The following is a 14,690-nucleotide window of genomic DNA, read 5'->3' as shown; positions in this document are numbered from 1 at the left end:
ATCGTCGAGGCGCGCGTCAGGCGTCGTCGGGGTGGGGCAGGCTCTGCGCGATCTTGCTCGACGCGGCCGAGTCGCGTCCGACGCCCGGCTGGAATCTCGCGATGGGGTCGTCGCCGTCGACATGCGGCTCGCCGCCGTCCTTCGACCGCGGCGGGGAGGCGGGAGTGCGGATCGCCCCGTCTTGCGTGTCGTCGTGCGGCTGAGGCTCGGGGCGGCCGGTGTCCTCGGTGTGGCGCGAGGTGGATCCACCCTCGCGACGGGCCTCGTCGGTTCCGCGCTCGGTCATGCCGTCGGCGGCACGCGTGCCGACGCCGGGAAGGTCGTTCTGGCTCGAGATGCCCTGGAGGCGCGCCTCGTCGTCGGGATCGATGCGGGCCGTGCCCACGGCGCCGGAGTCCGCACCGGCGGCACCCGCGGGGACATCGGCGGCGAGGCCGTCGGATTCGGGGACGAGGTTCTCTTCGTCGGCTCCGGGGAGTCGGTCGGCGGCGATGTCCATGGTGTTCCTTCCGTGGGTGTTCCGCCACGCTAGGCGCGCCGCGGTCGCGGCCGGACGGGGTTGACGCGGCCCGCGATGCCAGGGGGCTGGCTAGGCTCGGATCACGCGTCGAAAGGAAACCGCAATGCAGCAGCGCCCTCTCTCCCGAACCGGCCGTCAGGTCTCGGCCATCGGTCTCGGTACCTGGCAACTCGGCGCCGACTGGGGCGATGTCAGCGAAGACGACGCGCGCGCCGTCCTGGCGGCCTCGGCAGAGGCCGGAGTCACCCTCTTCGACACCGCCGACGTCTACGGAGACGGTCGATCCGAGCAGATCATCGGTGCGTTCTTGAAGGACCGGGGGTCCGACGACATCACCGTGGCGACCAAGATGGGCCGCCGCGAAGACCAGGTTCCCGAGAACTACGTCATGAAGAACTTCCGCGGCTGGCTCGACCGCTCGCGGCGTCTGCTCGACACCGAGACGCTCGACCTCGTCCAGCTGCACTGCCCGCCGTCGGCCGTCATCGACGACGAGGCCACGTGGGACGCTCTCGACCAGCTCGTGTCGGAGGGCGTGATCGCCGCCTACGGCGCCTCGGTCGAGACGATGGACCAGGCCCTGTCGGCGCTGAAGCGATCGAACCTCACCAACCTGCAGATCATCTTCAATCCGTTCCGCCTCAAGCCGCTCGACGAGGTGCTGCCGCTCGCGGCCGAGAAGAACGTCGCGGTGTTCGCGCGTGTGCCGCTGGCCAGCGGCTTGCTGTCGGGCAGATACACGCGCAACACCACGTTCGAGGAGAACGACCACCGTTCGTACAACCGCAACGGCGAGGCCTTCGACAAGGGCGAGACGTTCTCGGGCGTTCCCTTCGACGAGGGCGTCGCCGCGGCCGACGAACTGAAGGCATCGCTCCCCGAGGGCGTGACGCTGCCGGCCGCGACTCTCGCGTGGATCGCCTCGCGCGAGGGCGTCACCTCGGTGATCCCGGGAGCGCGCTCGGTCGAACAGGCGACGGCCAACGCCCAGGCAGCCGAGCTGCTCGAGGGCGGTTTCGACCTCGGTGCCTTCGACACCCTGGTTCGCGACGTCTACGACCGTCGTCTGCGGGCGGAGATCCACCCGCAGTGGTGACGCGCACATGACAGAAGCCGGGCCCGTCCCTCGCGGACGGACCCGGCTTCTGTCGTCGGAGGACGTCAGCTGACGTCGCCGCGCCACGCTCCGGACTCGGCGCCGCGCGACTCGATGTACTTCTTGAAGTTCTCGAGGTCCTTCTTGACCGAGTGGTCGTCGGCGCCGAAGGCGGCCCCGAGCTTCTCGAGGACACCGGCGGGCGCCCAGTCGATCTGGACCGTGACGCGCGTCTCGTCGTCAGAAAGACGGTGGAAGGTCACGACACCGGCGTGGTTCTCGTCGCCCCCCACGCTGTTCCACGCGACGCGCTCGTCGGGGTGCTGCTCGGTGATCTCGGCGTCGAATTCGCGCTCGGCACCGGCGATCTTGACCTTCCAGTGCGTGAGGGTGTCGCTCTTCTGCGTGATGGACTCCACGAAGCTCATGAAGTGCGGGAACTCCTCGAACTGCGTCCACTGGTTGTACGCGACGCGGACGGGAACGTTGACGTCGATGGTTTCGATGACCTGTGCCATGGTGTCCTCTTTTCGTGTGGTTTCCGGGGCTTCCCCCAGCTTCGACCGATGCCGTCGACCCGCCCCCGGGGTTGAGGGATGAGCCTTCGTGCCCTATACGCGTGGGCGAGAGGTCGTCGCGTCATCCGCCCGCTCTTCCGGCTCGCGGATCCCGACGGGGAGAGCTCGCGCCCGCATCATCCCCGTCCGCGCAAGATCAGGTGCCAGTACACCCACGGCAGGATCCGGCGGTCGGCGATCCACGACATGCGGCGCTCGCGATACAGCGAGCGCCAGAACGGCACTGTCGGCTGCAGCCGGCCCATCCGGTCGAACTCGGCGAACACGACCGTGCCGCGCGAGACGGTGAACGGAACGACGCTGTAGCCGTTGTATTTCGCGGACGGCGTCCGCCCGGCCAGCGCGGCCTTCATGTTCTTCACCAGCGCTTTCGCTTGCGGACGAATCGCCCCTCCCGACCGTCGCGTCGCGACGGTGGCGGCATCTCCCACGGCCCAGATCTCCGGGTGGCGGGTGTGCTGGAAGGTCTCGGGATCGACGTCGACGAAGCCGTACGGATCATCGGATGCCGAGAGTCCGCTGCCGGCGATCCACTCCGGCGCCCGCTGCGGGGGGACGGCGTGCAGCACGTCGTAGGCCAACGTCTCCTCGGCGTCGCCGCGACCGATCACGAGCGTGCGGGAGTCGGCATCCACCCGTCGGACGTCCCGGCTGTAATGCACCTCGATGCCGTACTCGTCGAGCTTGCGGCGCAGTTCGGCGTCGATGGCGGGAATGCCGAAGGGCACGGGGTCCGGGCACACGAACACGACGCGGAGGTCCTCGCGCACCCCGATCGCCCGCCACCAGTCGCACGCGAGGTACATCGGCTTCTGGGCCGCGGCTCCGCACGAGGCGGGCTCCGGCGGCTGGGTGAAGACGACCGTGCCCGAGCGGAGATCGCGCAGCACCGGTGACGCCTTCGCGGCGAGTTCGAAGTCGTAGTTCGAGATGCCGGTGGGGGCGGCCATCGCCTCGGGGAGACCGGGGATCTGTTCCCACGCCATGCGCATTCCGGCGCAGACCACGAGCTGGTCGTAATCGATGCGCCCGCCCGAGACGAGATGCACGCGTCGGGCATCGGCATCCACCGTGAAGGCTTCGTCGCGCAGCCACCGCACCCCCGGAGGGATCACCTCGGCCTGCGTCCGAGCGGCCTCGGACGCCCGAGCGACGCCACCCGCGATGTGCGACTGGAGGGGGGCGAAGACGTGGGTCGTGCGCGGTTCGATCACGGTGATGTCGCCGAGGCGTGCCCGGTGCAGGCGCCCGGCGACGGACAGGCCGGCGTTTCCGCCGCCGATCACGACGATGCGCGGGGATTCGGTCATGGGGGATCCTCTCGTCTCCCTCACGGTGCGGCCTCGCGCGTCCCCCGGCCAGCGCCTTGACACCGCCGCGTGCGCGGTCGACTCGTCGGGCGTGCGGTTCGACCCCGGTGGTCGCGGCGCCGACGAGGGACTCCGTCCCCGGTGGCCGTACGAAGGCGGGGGCGTGCGTGTCAAGGGGCGGGGCTCGAGGCGAGGAGCCCCGTTGGATGAGGGGACCGCCGATGTCGGCGGTGACGTGCGCCCCACGAAAGGACCCCCATGAGCGACGCTTCGATCGACCCGACCCCCGACGCCACGACCCCGGCCGCCGAGCGCGGGCATCGCGGGCGTGCAGCCCCTCCGCGACGGCGACACCTCCATCGAGCCCGACCCCGCGCTCGACCCCGCCCAGGCGGAGTGGGACGCGACGACCGCGCTCGACGAGGGTGCGGACCCCGCCGACATCAACCCGGCCACCGCGACGGGCGCCGACCCGGCCGAGATCCCGGCCGACGACAGCGATATCCCGCTCGAGGACATTCACCCCGACTCGACCGGCACCGACTCGCAGGGGGAGGATCCCGGCGTCGTCGAGCTCGGCGAAGAGGGCCAGGGCGACCTCGCCCCCGAAGACCTCTGACACGCCTTCGATGCCCCGGGCCCGTTCGCGGCGTCCGGGGCATCGTGCTGCGGGGGCGCCGGGTCGTGAGCGCGGTAGCGTCGGAGGGTGACGGATGCCGCGGCAGGGCCGCCCCTCGTGCGCGCGTTCTGGGGCGCCACCCACCCGGGCCCGACCCTCGTGGTCACCCTCCTCTCGCTCGCCCTCGGCGTCGCGGCGGGCGTCGAGCCGTGGCGCCTGGTCGTGCTGGTCGTCGCCGTCTTCGCCGGTCAGGTCTCGGTCGGGCTCTCGAACGACGCGATCGACGGCGCGCGCGACGCGGCTGTCGGTCGTACCGACAAGCCCATCGCCGGGGGAGCGATCACCCCGGAGCGCGCGCTCGCGGTGGCTGTGGCATCCGCGGTCCTCGCCGTCGCGCTGTCGCTCCCGCTCGGACCGGCTCTGGTCGCCGCCCACGCCCTGGCGCTCGCCTCCGCCTGGGCGTACAACGCGGGCCTCAAATCGACGCCGTTCTCGATCGTGCCGTTCGTGCTGAGCTTCGGGCTGTTCCCCTCGTTCGCGACGCTGTCGCTCTCGCCGCCCGCGCTCGCCGCGTGGTGGGCGTCTCTCGCGGGGGCGGCCCTGGGAGCGGCCGTCCACCTCACGAACGTCGTGCGGGACCTCGACGACGACAGGCGCACGGGAGTCCGGGGCCTGCCGCATCGTCTGGGCGCCCGGGCGTCCGTGGCGATCGCGGCGCTGGGGATCGTGGCCGGAGCGGTCGCCGTCTTGGTCGGAACGGATGCCACGGTCACCGGCGTGGTCTTCTTCGCCGCGGTCACGGCGGTTGCCGTCGGCGTCGTCGTGCTCGTGTACGTGAGATCGCCCGGGCGGGCGGTGTTCCAGCTGACGATGCTGGCGGCGCTGCTGCTGGCGGCTCAGCTCGTCGTCTCGTGACGATCTCGTCCGTGCGGGCGTGCTTCCGACACGGGGCCGCACCGACCCCACGGCGGCGGCCGCACGACGTGCTGAGCTAGGCGGTCGCGGCCCGATCGAATCGCATCGCGTAGGCGCGCGCGAAAGCGGCGCCGCCCGGTCCCCGCAGGACCGTGCGCAGCGTCGCGGCCTTCGCCGCGTGGGCTGCGGGCCCCCGTGCCCGCCCGAGGAAGGTGTTCAGCGCCGCGAGTCGGGCGGCGTGCCGGGCCGAGGCGAGACGGTCGCGTTCCCACCGACCCAGGTCGTCCGCTGATCCCGTCCGCAGCCATCGCGACAGCAGGGGCGAGAGGGTCAGCGCGTCCAGCAGCCCGAGGTTCATCCCCTGGCCTCCGATGGGGCTGACCTCGTGGGCGGCGTCACCGACGACGAACACCCGTCCGCGCCGCAGAGCGGGGGCCACGGCGCGGCGGACGCGGAACATCGTGGCTTGCGGGATGTCGACATGGAGACCGGCGCGCTCGGCGACGGCGCGGCACAGGAAGGCCGCGGCATCCGGGATGTCCTCCGTTCCGGCCCAGGCCACGAGGCGGCGCCGACCGCTCGGGAGGGGGAAGGACTCGAGCACGCCGGCGCGTTCGAGGTGCACGCGGGCGACGGGCCCGCCCGGGGCGACGACGTCCGCCATCGCGTAGCGGTCGGGGTACTCGTGCGTGCGGACGGCGCCGGGGCGGTAGACGAGCTCACGGCCCGCCCAGCCGGAGGCGACCACGACCACCCGGGCCCGGACCTCTTCGTCGCCGCGCTGCCCGGTCGTCTGCACACGCACCGACGGGCCGTCATCGGAGACCGCCGTCACGGTGATCCCGCGCCGGACGGGAGGCGCGAGCCGGGTGAGGATCTCGGTGGTGTCGACCTGCGGGAGGGCGGCGACGTACGGGTGACGGGCGCGGATCCGGTCGAAGCGGATCTCGGCCAGCACCGTGCCGTCGGCGCGCGCCTCGCCGCGTGCGATGCGGACGGCGCGCGAGAGAAGCTCGTCGGTCGCGCCCGAAGACTCGAGGTGGGCCAGAACGGGGGAATGGATGCCGATGGCGCGGGTGCCGCCGCCGATCGCCGTCCGCCGCTCGACGACGTCGACGTCGACGCCGCGGACGCGGAGGTCCGCGGCGAGGGCGAGACCGACGGGGCCCGCTCCGACGACGAGGACCTCACGCACGGGAGGCCTCCCCGCGGGCGACGGCGAGGACGCGGAAGGGCGCGGGTGTCTCCACGCGCCACGGTGCTCCGAGCGCTGCGGCGAGCTCGGGAGCCCGGTAGCTGCGACGGATCGAGCGGAGGCCGTCGACGCGAAGGAACGTGCCCGCCGACAGCGGTGCGATACCGACCGCGTACAGTCCGTAGGCCAGTCGTCCGCGTGCGATGTCGGCGTGCAGGACGCTGCCCCTCGACAGGGCGAGGGAGTCGTCGGTGAAGCCTCGGAGTGCCGCAGCGTCCAGGTGGTGCAGAACGTGGTTCGACACGACGATGTCGAAGCTCTCCCCGGCCGCGAGCAGGGCCCGCGAGTCCTGTGCGACGAACCGCACCCCCGGCCGGGCGCGATCGCGGGCGGCGGCGATCGCGCGCGGGTCGGGGTCGGCGCCGACGCACTCGAGCTCGAAGCCGTCACGCGCGGCCAGACCCGCCAACCTCACCAGGACGTCCCCTCCGCCGCACCCCAGGTCGAGCACGCGCGCGGGGCGGCCGAGGGCGAGCAGCTCGGGCCGCACGCGGGATCGGTAGACGTGCCCCCAGGCCGAGACCACGCGGTTCACGAGATCGAAGCGACGGTAGGTCGCAGCCAGCGCCTGCGGGTCGCAGTCGGGGTCGTCCATGAGCTCGGTCAGCGCGGTGTCGCGCCGCGCCAAGCCGGTCACGTGGCCGGACGGCGCAGCGTCAGACGCGCCGCCTCCACCGTGAGGCCGGGGCCGAAGGCGAGGGCGGCCACGCGGTCTCCGTCGCCGCGAGAGACGTCGGCGAGCAGGTCGCGGAGGATGAACAGCAGCGTGGCGCTCGACATGTTTCCGTGCTGGCGCAGCACCTCTCGCGAGGGGGCGAGGGCCGCAGCATCGAGGGAGAGCGCACTCTCGACGCGGTCGAGGATGCTCCGCCCTCCGGGGTGCACCGCCCACGCGTCGATGTCGTCGAGGTCGCCGATCACGTCCGCGGCGATCGCGGAGATCTCGCGACCGATGATGCGGGGCACCTCGGGGGTGAGGGTCATCTCGAACCCGGAGTCGCCCACCGTCCAGGCCATGTCTTTCTCGCCCTGGTCTATGAGGTGCGTGGCGAAGCCCTCGAGGTCGAGGCCCTCGTGGTCGGAATCTGCGGATGCCACGACCGCCGCTCCCGCTCCGTCGGCGAACACCGAGGCTGCGACGATCTGGTCGGGGTGGGACGAGGTCTGCCAATGCAGGGAACACAGCTCGGTGCACGCGACGAGCACGACCGCGGCGGGGTCGTCGCCGACGATGCGTGCGGCCAGCCGCAGGGCAGGGATGGCCGCCGCGCACCCGATGAAGCCGAGGTGGTAGCGCTCGACCGCGGGAGAGAGCCCGAGATCGCGCACCAGGTGGTAGTCGGGGCCGGGTGCGAACATGCCGGTGCACGAGACGGTCACGACGTGGGAGATGGCATCCGCGGTCCGTCCGGAACCTGCGATGGCGGCGCGAGAGGCCTCGGCGAACAGCGGTGGAGCGGTACGACGGTACTCGTCGTTGCGCGCGCCGGTCGGGGGCATGAGGAGCGTGTCGCCGTCGCGGACCTCGAGTGCGTCGCCCTGTCCGCCCGCGAGTTGGGGGAGGACCACGTGCCGGGTGTCGATGGCCGCGGCATCGAAGGCGGCCCCCACGAGCCGCTGGGCCTTGCGGTCGAAACCGGGCTGTGCGGCGAACAGGTCACGCAGGGTCGACTGGTCGACACGAGTGTCGGGCAGGGCCGTGCCGATCGAGAGGATACGGGCGGTCATGCCTCACTGTAGACACGGCGCCGCCGCCCTTCGTCGGGGATGGCGCCGTGTCGGCACGCCGTCTATGGTGCGCCGGGCTCAGGCCGCCAGCATGCGTGACACGAGCAGGTCCTCGACCGTCGCTCGGTAGTCGGCGATCATGCGGCCCCGGTCCATGCGGGTCCGGGCCGCGAGGGCGGCTGCGCGCAGCGCCGGGCCGAGGGCGAGGGCGTCTCCCCAGGCCTGGACGATCGCGTCGACGTCGCGCGCCGTCACCAGGCCGAACCCCTCGACGAGGCGCGCGGCGTCTCCGACGTCGGTGGTCACCGGAACGGCTCCGGATGCCGCTCCCTCGACGAGGCAGAGGGGAGAGGCCTCGCCGAAGGCGCTCGTCAAAGCGACGACGTCCGCGATGCGGTACAGCTCGGGCATGTCCTCGCGAAGGCCCAGGGCGTGCAGGGGCACGCCGCCGTCGACGCCGCTGTCGGCGAGGAGCGAGACGAAGGCCGGGTTGGTGCGGGTCATGCCCGATCCGCACACGACGTACTGCGTCCCGGGCGCCGTGCGCGCGTGCGCCGCGACGGCCCGGAGGAACAGTCCGGGGTCCTTCATCGCATCGAAGCGCGCGGCCAGCAGCACCACGGGGGCGGAGTCCGGGATGCCGAGCCCCGCGCGGATCCGTCGCCGCTCGGCGCGCGTGCCGGGGCGGAAGCGGCGGGTGTCGATGCCGTTGTCGATGACCCAGGCCTCACCGGCCGAGACGCCGGCGCGCGCGTAGGCGCGGGAGGTCGACTCCGCGCAGGAGATCGTTGCCGTGACTGCCCCGCAGGAAGCCGACTCGACGAGCCAGCCGAGGGCGGGGCCGGAGTGGGTGGGGTCGGAGCGGTGCAGGCAGGCGGCGATCGCGCGGTCGGGCAGCATGCCCGCGCGCTCGAGGGCGACGACCAGGCTGAGCGGCTGTTCTTTCAGCGAGAGGATGACGTCGGCCTCCGCGAACAGGCGCGCGGCGTGCGTGAGCTCGTCCCTCGTGTACTCGTCGGGGCCCGGGGGGCGGTCACCGGCGACGCGATCGAACGTGTCGATGCGGACCCCGCGCTCCTGCAGACGACGAAACCGGGTGTCGTCGTGCGCGAACTGCAGGGACGCGTCCCGCCGTGCGGCGGACGTCAGCGACAGCACACGGTGCTCCTGCGATCCGTCGGCCGCGAGCCCCTCGACGACATCGGAATGGAGGATTCGCGCGCCTCCGGCGAAGAAGCCTTCGTAGAGCGAGAGCACACGCACGGGTCGAGTCATCGAGGTCGCTTTCCAAGCCGGGATCCACTACCGCGGGTGCGGTCGTCCCATGCTGGAGCCTCGACCAGGTGCGGCGGGTTACACCGTGGAGACCATCGTGTGAACGCCCGGACACGAGCCGACGCGCCGACCTCCGGGGGAAGAAGTCGACGCGCCGGGTGAAGGGGCGGTGGAATCAGGCGCGGAGTGCGTCCGCCATCGCCTCACCGGCCGAGCCCGTGCGCGACCAGGGCCACCGCCTCGCCGTGCGCGGCGCGGGTGATTCCTCGATCGAGCGCGGCCCGATGCCGTTGCCCATCGCGGCCGTCATGGCGATGCTCCACACCGAGCCCGTCTGTCGTCCGCTCTGCTGTCCGTGGATCATGGTGTTCTCCTTACTCCCGTCTCCCGACGGCGCTGTGTCCGTCATAGACCCGGGGGGAGGGGCGTGAGACCGGCTTGACAGGAGTCTCGACGTACCCATCACCCGGTCCGCCGCATGTCGAGCGGCCGGTGGAGCATCCTGCGCCGCTCCGTGCAAGCGGACTGGACACTGGGCCGGAGTGGGTACGATCATGGGTCGTGCACTCGTCCCCCGAAACTTCGTCTCGCCCCGCGCCGGGGTCGGAGGTCGGCCGCGCCCTCCTCGCCTACGGCGAAGCCCGCCGGGTCGCCGCCGCGGAAGCACGTCGCGAGCTTTCCTTGAACGAGCTCGACGCTCGCGCCCTGCTGTTCGTCGCGGAGAATCCCGGGGCTCGGCCCTCGCACGTTCGTGACCACCTCGGCATCACCTCGGCCGGCGTCACCACGCTCATCGACCGCCTCGTGCAGCGCGGTGCCGTGCGGCGCGACCTCGACGAACAAGATCGTCGGGTGAACCACATCACGGTGATCATCGACCTCGATAGTGCGCCGTGGTCACAGCTTCGCGCCTTCGACACCGCCGTCGAAGCGGCGATCGCCGACGTGGATCCCGTCGATGCGAAACGGCTCGCCGAAGTCCTCGACCGCATCACCGCGCGAGCCGTGAGCTGAGCTTCTTCGACTCGACCCGTCGCGCCCGGCGGCCTCAGACGTTCGCGAGAAAAGCCTCGGATCGTGCCTGGAGGAAAGAACACAACGCCGACAACGTCGCCAATTCGCCCGACAGCGCCATGACGCGACCGGCCGGCAGGGGAGCGGCGTCTTCGCGGGGCTCGAACGTCACGGCCCATTCGGTGGAGTGCAGCTCGGGGCCGGGGGCGATGAAGAACGTCGTCGAAACGCTCTTCAGTCGGGCGGCGATGAGTCCCGCATCGGCGCCGTCGTCGAGGTCCTGGGGAATGACGCGCAGCATGTCTGCGTCGTCGTAGCCGAGCGCTCGGAAATCGTCGACCCAGCTTTGCAGCGTGGTGGTCGTGCGAAATGGCATGAGAGCTCCCTTCCCTGGCGGACGCCGGGTAGCCCCCGTCCCATTATGGGCCGCACCAGGCGCCCCGGGCGGGGTCACGAGCTCCGCGTCGAGGCGCCTGCCGACCACCGCGCCGGGGAACGGAGAGCGGTCAGGATGCAGCGAGATGCTGCTCGGGGATGATGGCCGGTCGACGTGCGTCGGGTCAATCTGCACGGAGTCCATCTTTCGCATTTCGGATGCCGATTGACGTACGCGGTCCGAATCCGCCGAAATGCGCATTGCAATTCCTATGAGCGATAGCGTGGAATGCGGATGGGGGGCATCCACGACGCCGCGGTCTCTTCGGCTGAGCGTGTGAGAGCGTTCCCATAGTGGCCCCCGCCACTGAGCGCAATGGTCTTGCCGCACATCCTCGGACTATTTAGGAAAAAGGCGTGGAGCATACGAACATCGAAACCCGCGACGCCGAGACGGTGGAGCACCTGTGGCAGACCGTCGTTCCCGGAGCGCGCATCTCGCGCGCCGAGGTGATCCAGCCGGCTCTCGCCTGGCATGCGGCCTCCGAGCCCGGTTTCGCTTTCTGCGATTACACGATCGGTTCGACGATGATCGTCGAGTCCGATCCGCGCGATCAGGTCGTGGTCGGTCGTATCGCCGGTCCCCGGGTATCGGGTACCTATCGTCGCGAGCGCATCGACACGGCGGTGCCGTTCATGGTCGTCGACCGCCCTCTCGAGATCGCCTTCACCGGGCGCATCGCCGGTACCGCCGTCTCGTTCGCGCGCTCCGACTTCGACGAAGCCGCTCGGCGGCTGTCGGGCGACGACACCCTGCGCGTCCGGCCGACAGGGTACGCGCCGGTGAGCGAGCAGCGCCTGCGCTACTGGTCGCGCACGTGGGAGTATGCCCGCGACGTGCTGCTGCGCTCGCCCGAACGAACCCCGATCATCGAGCAGCAGGCCCGCACCCTTTTGCTGGAGGCCTCGCTCCTCGCCTTCCCGACGACCTTCACCGAGGCCCTCGCGGCCGGCCGCCCCTCGCGGCCGCTGCCCGCCCCGGTGCGAAGGGCCAAGGCGTACGTCGAGGCGCACGCGGCAGAGCCCGTGGTGCTGGCCGATATCGCGCAGGCGGCTCGGCTGTCGCCGCGCGGCCTGCAGTACGCGTTCCGCGCGGCCACCGGACGAACCCCGATGCAGTACCTGCGCCGCGTGCGTCTGGACGCCGCACGCGCCGAGTTGCGCAGCGCCGACCCGTCGGTCGAGACGGTCGCGGCGATCGCGGCACGGTGGGGGTTCTCGAACCTCGGGCGCTTCGCCGCGATGTATCGCGGGGAGTTCGGCGAGACGCCGTCGATGACGCTGCGGTCCTGAGGGCGGCGGGCTCGCGTCGAGAGGGATCCACCGGCGGGCTCGTGGCCCCGGCGTCACCCTTCGAGGCGAGCGCGGGGGTCAGTGTCCCGCGCCGAGCCCTCCGCTCAGGCGCGCGTGCAGCCGGGCGGCGGTGTCGTTCATGCCCTCGATCTCGACCGTCGTGCCGAGGTGCGCGTACTTCGTCTGCACCGCGTCGAGAGCTGCAACCGTGGACGCGTCCCAGACGTGCGAGCGCGACAGGTCGATGACGACCCGCCGAGGGTCGTCGTGGTACGCGAACTTCGTGGTCAGGTCGTTGCTCGAGGCGAAGAACAGCTCGCCCTCCACGGTGTAGCGAGCGGTGTCGCCCTCCACGGACCGCGTCACCGCGGTGACGCTCGCGACCCGTCGTGCGAAGAGCACCGCGGCGGCGATCACGCCCACACCCACGCCGATCGCGAGATTGTGCGTCCACACCGTCACGGTGACCGTGAGCACCATCACGATCGTCTCGCTCAGCGGCATCCGGCGAAGGGTGGAGGGGCGGATGCTGTGCCAGTCGAAGGTGGCGATCGATACGACGATCATCACGGCCACGAGCACCGCCATCGGAACGACGGCGACCACGTCGCCGAAGGCCAGCACGAGCACGAGCAGGAAGACGCCGGCCAGGAAGGTCGAGATGCGGGTGCGCGCTCCCGAGGCCTTCACGTTGATCATCGTCTGGCCGATCATGGCGCAGCCGCCCATTCCGCCGAACAGCCCCGACAGCAGGTTCGCCGCCCCCTGGCCGAGGGACTCGCGCGTCTTCGACGAGGGGGTGTCGGTGATGTCGTCGACGAGTGCCGCGGTCATGAGCGATTCGAGAAGGCCGACGATCGCCATGGCGACGGCGAAGGGCAGGATGATCGCGAGCGTCTCGCCGGTGAGCGGCACGTTCGGAACAAGCAGGGCGGGCAGGCTCTCGGGCAGGGCGCCCTGGTCGCCCACGGTGGGCACCGAGATGCCGAAGACGACCGCGGCTGCGGTGAGCAGGACGATCGCGACCAGCGGCGCCGGGACGACCTTGGTCACGCGCGGCAGCAGATACATGATCGCCAGCCCCGCCGCCGCGATCGGGTAGACCGCCCAGGGCACGCCGATCAGCTGCGGCACCTGGGCGACGAAGATCAGGATCGCGAGGGCGTTGACGAAGCCCACCATGACGCTGCGGGGAATGAATCGCATGAGCTTGGCGACCCCGAGAATGCCGAGGATGACCTGCAGGATGCCGCCCAGGATCACCGTCGCGAGCAGGTAGTCGGCCCCGTGCTCGCGGGCCACGGGGGCGATGACCAGGGCGATCGCGCCGGTGGCGGCGGTGATCATGGCGGGGCGGCCGCCGAGGAAGGTGATCGCCACGGCCATCACGAACGATGAGAAGAGCCCGAGGCGCGGGTCGACCCCGGCGATGATCGAGAAGGCGATCGCCTCGGGGATGAGGGCGATGGCGACGACGAGGCCGGCCAGCACCTCGCGGGTCAGCAGGCGAGGCGAACGCAGGGCCTGCAGGACGGTGGGCTCGGTGCGCGGGCGCGCGGGGGCAGAGGTCATGGTGATGCTCCGGGGTGGGGGAGGGGTCCGCTTCAACGCGGGGAAGAATAGGGGGGTCGCGATCGCGACCTATCGAACTCTACCGTAACGAGAGGGTTGCGGGATCGGGGATGGCATGACCGACGTGCGGCCGATGCAGATCGGCGAACTCGCCGAGCGGACGGGGCTGTCGATCCGCACCCTTCGCCACTACGACGAGATCGGGCTGCTCCGCCCCTCGGCGCGCAGCGAGGGCGGGTTCCGGCTCTACACGGCCGACGACGAGTCGCGGTTGCTTCTCATCCGCCGGATGAAGCCGCTCGGATACTCCCTCGAGCAGATGGGGGAGCTGCTCGCCGTGGTCGACGGACTCACCGAGGCCCCGGGCGATTCCGCTCTGGTGGCCCGTCTCGCCGACATTCGCGACGAGGCGCATCGCCGTCGCGAAGACCTGCGGCGCCAGCTCGCCGCCGCCGACGAGTTCGTCAGCCAGCTGGAGGCGCGATGACCGCTCACGACATCACGCTCGAGGGTCACGGCATCCGTCTGACCCCGGCGGAGCCGGCGGACGCGGCGCAGGCGTGGCCGCTGGCCGACGCGGAGCTCTGGGGTCGCATGACGACCCCGTGGGCGGATTCGGTCGAGGCCTACGCCGCTCGGGTCGAGCAGCAGGTCGCGACGCCGGGGCTGTACGCCTTCACCGTGCGCGACGCCGAGACGCGAGAGGTTCGCGGTGCGACGACGTTCTACGAGTACGTGCCGCCGCAGAGGCGGGTCGAGATCGGGACGACCTGGTACGGCCGCGCCTTCCAGGGTGGGCGCACGAACCCCGCCGCGAAGCTGCTGCTGCTCGCCCACGCCTTCGACCAGTGGCAGGTGAACCGGGTGGCGCTGCGCTGCGACGCGCGGAACGAGCGCAGTGCGCGCGCGATCGAGCGCCTCGGCGCGACGCGAGAGGGGCGGCTCCGGCGGCACCGCATCGCACCCGACGGCAGTGTGTCGGACACGCTGTACTTCTCGATCCTCCGCGAGGAGTGGCCGGCCGTGCGCGCGGGTCTCGAGGGGCGTCTGGGCGGCTGACCCGCCCTCGCGAGCAGGCTC

The 14,690-nt window shown here is 71.4% G+C and carries 17 protein-coding genes; 7 read left to right on the top strand and 10 right to left on the bottom strand.

All coding sequences use genetic code 11. The features are described from left to right. Positions 1-16 precede the first annotated feature (16 nt). Positions 17-499: a hypothetical protein gene (locus QE416_RS01175; protein ID WP_307312902.1), complete on the bottom strand. Its 483-nt coding sequence runs from the start codon at positions 497-499 to the stop codon at positions 17-19. A gap of 124 nt (positions 500-623) precedes the next feature. On the opposite strand from QE416_RS01175, the gene QE416_RS01170 reads away from it, so the two are divergent. Beyond that, positions 624-1,616 carry an aldo/keto reductase gene (locus QE416_RS01170; protein WP_307312899.1) on the top strand — a complete coding sequence of 331 codons (993 nt, stop codon included), beginning with the start codon at positions 624-626 and terminating at the stop codon, positions 1,614-1,616. A gap of 65 nt (positions 1,617-1,681) precedes the next feature. Here the strand turns inward: QE416_RS01170 and QE416_RS01165 are convergent, their stop codons facing one another. Together QE416_RS01165 and QE416_RS01160 are read right to left on the bottom strand one after the other, a co-directional pair. After that, positions 1,682-2,134 carry an SRPBCC family protein gene (locus QE416_RS01165; protein WP_267787792.1) on the bottom strand — a complete coding sequence of 151 codons (453 nt, stop codon included), beginning with the start codon at positions 2,132-2,134 and terminating at the stop codon, positions 1,682-1,684. Positions 2,135-2,310: 176 nt separating this feature from the next. Continuing rightward, a complete protein-coding gene (locus QE416_RS01160; protein ID WP_307312896.1) occupies positions 2,311-3,504 on the bottom strand; it encodes an NAD(P)/FAD-dependent oxidoreductase in 1,194 nt (397 codons plus the stop codon). A gap of 328 nt (positions 3,505-3,832) precedes the next feature. Here QE416_RS01160 and QE416_RS01155 point away from each other — a divergent pair, with 328 nt between their 5' ends. Together QE416_RS01155 and QE416_RS01150 are read left to right on the top strand one after the other, a co-directional pair. Next, positions 3,833-4,123, top strand: coding sequence for a sugar ABC transporter ATPase (locus QE416_RS01155; RefSeq protein WP_307312895.1), 291 nt, complete (start codon positions 3,833-3,835; stop codon positions 4,121-4,123). A gap of 87 nt (positions 4,124-4,210) precedes the next feature. Then, the gene (locus QE416_RS01150; RefSeq protein ID WP_307312893.1) at positions 4,211-5,038 is read left to right on the top strand and encodes a UbiA family prenyltransferase; all 828 of its coding nucleotides are present in this window, start codon (positions 4,211-4,213) and stop codon (positions 5,036-5,038) included. A 76-nt stretch (positions 5,039-5,114) separates the two neighbouring features. Here QE416_RS01150 and QE416_RS01145 read toward each other — a convergent pair whose 3' ends face one another. From QE416_RS01145 to QE416_RS01125, 5 genes are all read right to left on the bottom strand, one after another. Further along, the gene (locus tag QE416_RS01145) at positions 5,115-6,233 is read right to left on the bottom strand and encodes an NAD(P)/FAD-dependent oxidoreductase (protein WP_307312892.1); all 1,119 of its coding nucleotides are present in this window, start codon (positions 6,231-6,233) and stop codon (positions 5,115-5,117) included. Beyond that, positions 6,226-6,888 carry a methyltransferase domain-containing protein gene (locus tag QE416_RS01140; protein WP_307317831.1) on the bottom strand — a complete coding sequence of 221 codons (663 nt, stop codon included), beginning with the start codon at positions 6,886-6,888 and terminating at the stop codon, positions 6,226-6,228. Before QE416_RS01140 ends, QE416_RS01145 begins: the two co-directional genes overlap by 8 nt. A gap of 38 nt (positions 6,889-6,926) precedes the next feature. Continuing rightward, positions 6,927-8,021 (bottom strand): type III polyketide synthase, encoded by a 1,095-nt coding sequence (locus QE416_RS01135; RefSeq protein WP_307312891.1) that lies wholly within the window; start codon positions 8,019-8,021, stop codon positions 6,927-6,929. 78 nt (positions 8,022-8,099) lie between these two features. Beyond that, positions 8,100-9,296, bottom strand: coding sequence for a glycosyltransferase (locus tag QE416_RS01130; protein WP_307312889.1), 1,197 nt, complete (start codon positions 9,294-9,296; stop codon positions 8,100-8,102). 175 nt (positions 9,297-9,471) lie between these two features. Continuing rightward, entirely contained in the window at positions 9,472-9,660 is a 189-nt protein-coding gene (locus QE416_RS01125) for a hypothetical protein (RefSeq protein WP_210073515.1), read from the bottom strand. Positions 9,661-9,857: 197 nt separating this feature from the next. Between QE416_RS01125 and QE416_RS01120 the strand changes: the two genes are divergently transcribed. Continuing rightward, positions 9,858-10,310 (top strand): MarR family winged helix-turn-helix transcriptional regulator, encoded by a 453-nt coding sequence (locus QE416_RS01120; protein ID WP_210073517.1) that lies wholly within the window; start codon positions 9,858-9,860, stop codon positions 10,308-10,310. Positions 10,311-10,344: 34 nt separating this feature from the next. Here the strand turns inward: QE416_RS01120 and QE416_RS01115 are convergent, their stop codons facing one another. Further along, positions 10,345-10,686 (bottom strand): hypothetical protein, encoded by a 342-nt coding sequence (locus tag QE416_RS01115; RefSeq protein WP_307312888.1) that lies wholly within the window; start codon positions 10,684-10,686, stop codon positions 10,345-10,347. A 416-nt stretch (positions 10,687-11,102) separates the two neighbouring features. Here QE416_RS01115 and QE416_RS01110 point away from each other — a divergent pair, with 416 nt between their 5' ends. Beyond that, complete coding sequence (locus tag QE416_RS01110; RefSeq protein WP_210073521.1) at positions 11,103-12,038, top strand: AraC family transcriptional regulator; 936 nt, start codon at positions 11,103-11,105, stop codon at positions 12,036-12,038. A gap of 78 nt (positions 12,039-12,116) precedes the next feature. Here the strand turns inward: QE416_RS01110 and QE416_RS01105 are convergent, their stop codons facing one another. Then, positions 12,117-13,610 (bottom strand): SulP family inorganic anion transporter, encoded by a 1,494-nt coding sequence (locus QE416_RS01105; protein ID WP_307312887.1) that lies wholly within the window; start codon positions 13,608-13,610, stop codon positions 12,117-12,119. Positions 13,611-13,725: 115 nt separating this feature from the next. Between QE416_RS01105 and QE416_RS01100 the strand changes: the two genes are divergently transcribed. Beyond that, the gene (locus QE416_RS01100) at positions 13,726-14,097 is read left to right on the top strand and encodes a MerR family transcriptional regulator (protein ID WP_307312885.1); all 372 of its coding nucleotides are present in this window, start codon (positions 13,726-13,728) and stop codon (positions 14,095-14,097) included. Next, positions 14,094-14,669 (top strand): GNAT family N-acetyltransferase, encoded by a 576-nt coding sequence (locus tag QE416_RS01095; RefSeq protein WP_307312884.1) that lies wholly within the window; start codon positions 14,094-14,096, stop codon positions 14,667-14,669. Before QE416_RS01100 ends, QE416_RS01095 begins: the two co-directional genes overlap by 4 nt. The last annotated feature ends 21 nt before the right edge of the window (positions 14,670-14,690 follow it).

The organism is Microbacterium sp. SORGH_AS_0421, assembly GCF_030818635.1.
In the GTDB taxonomy this organism is placed as follows: domain Bacteria; phylum Actinomycetota; class Actinomycetes; order Actinomycetales; family Microbacteriaceae; genus Microbacterium.
This window is presented reverse-complemented; position numbering and strand designations above follow the sequence as displayed.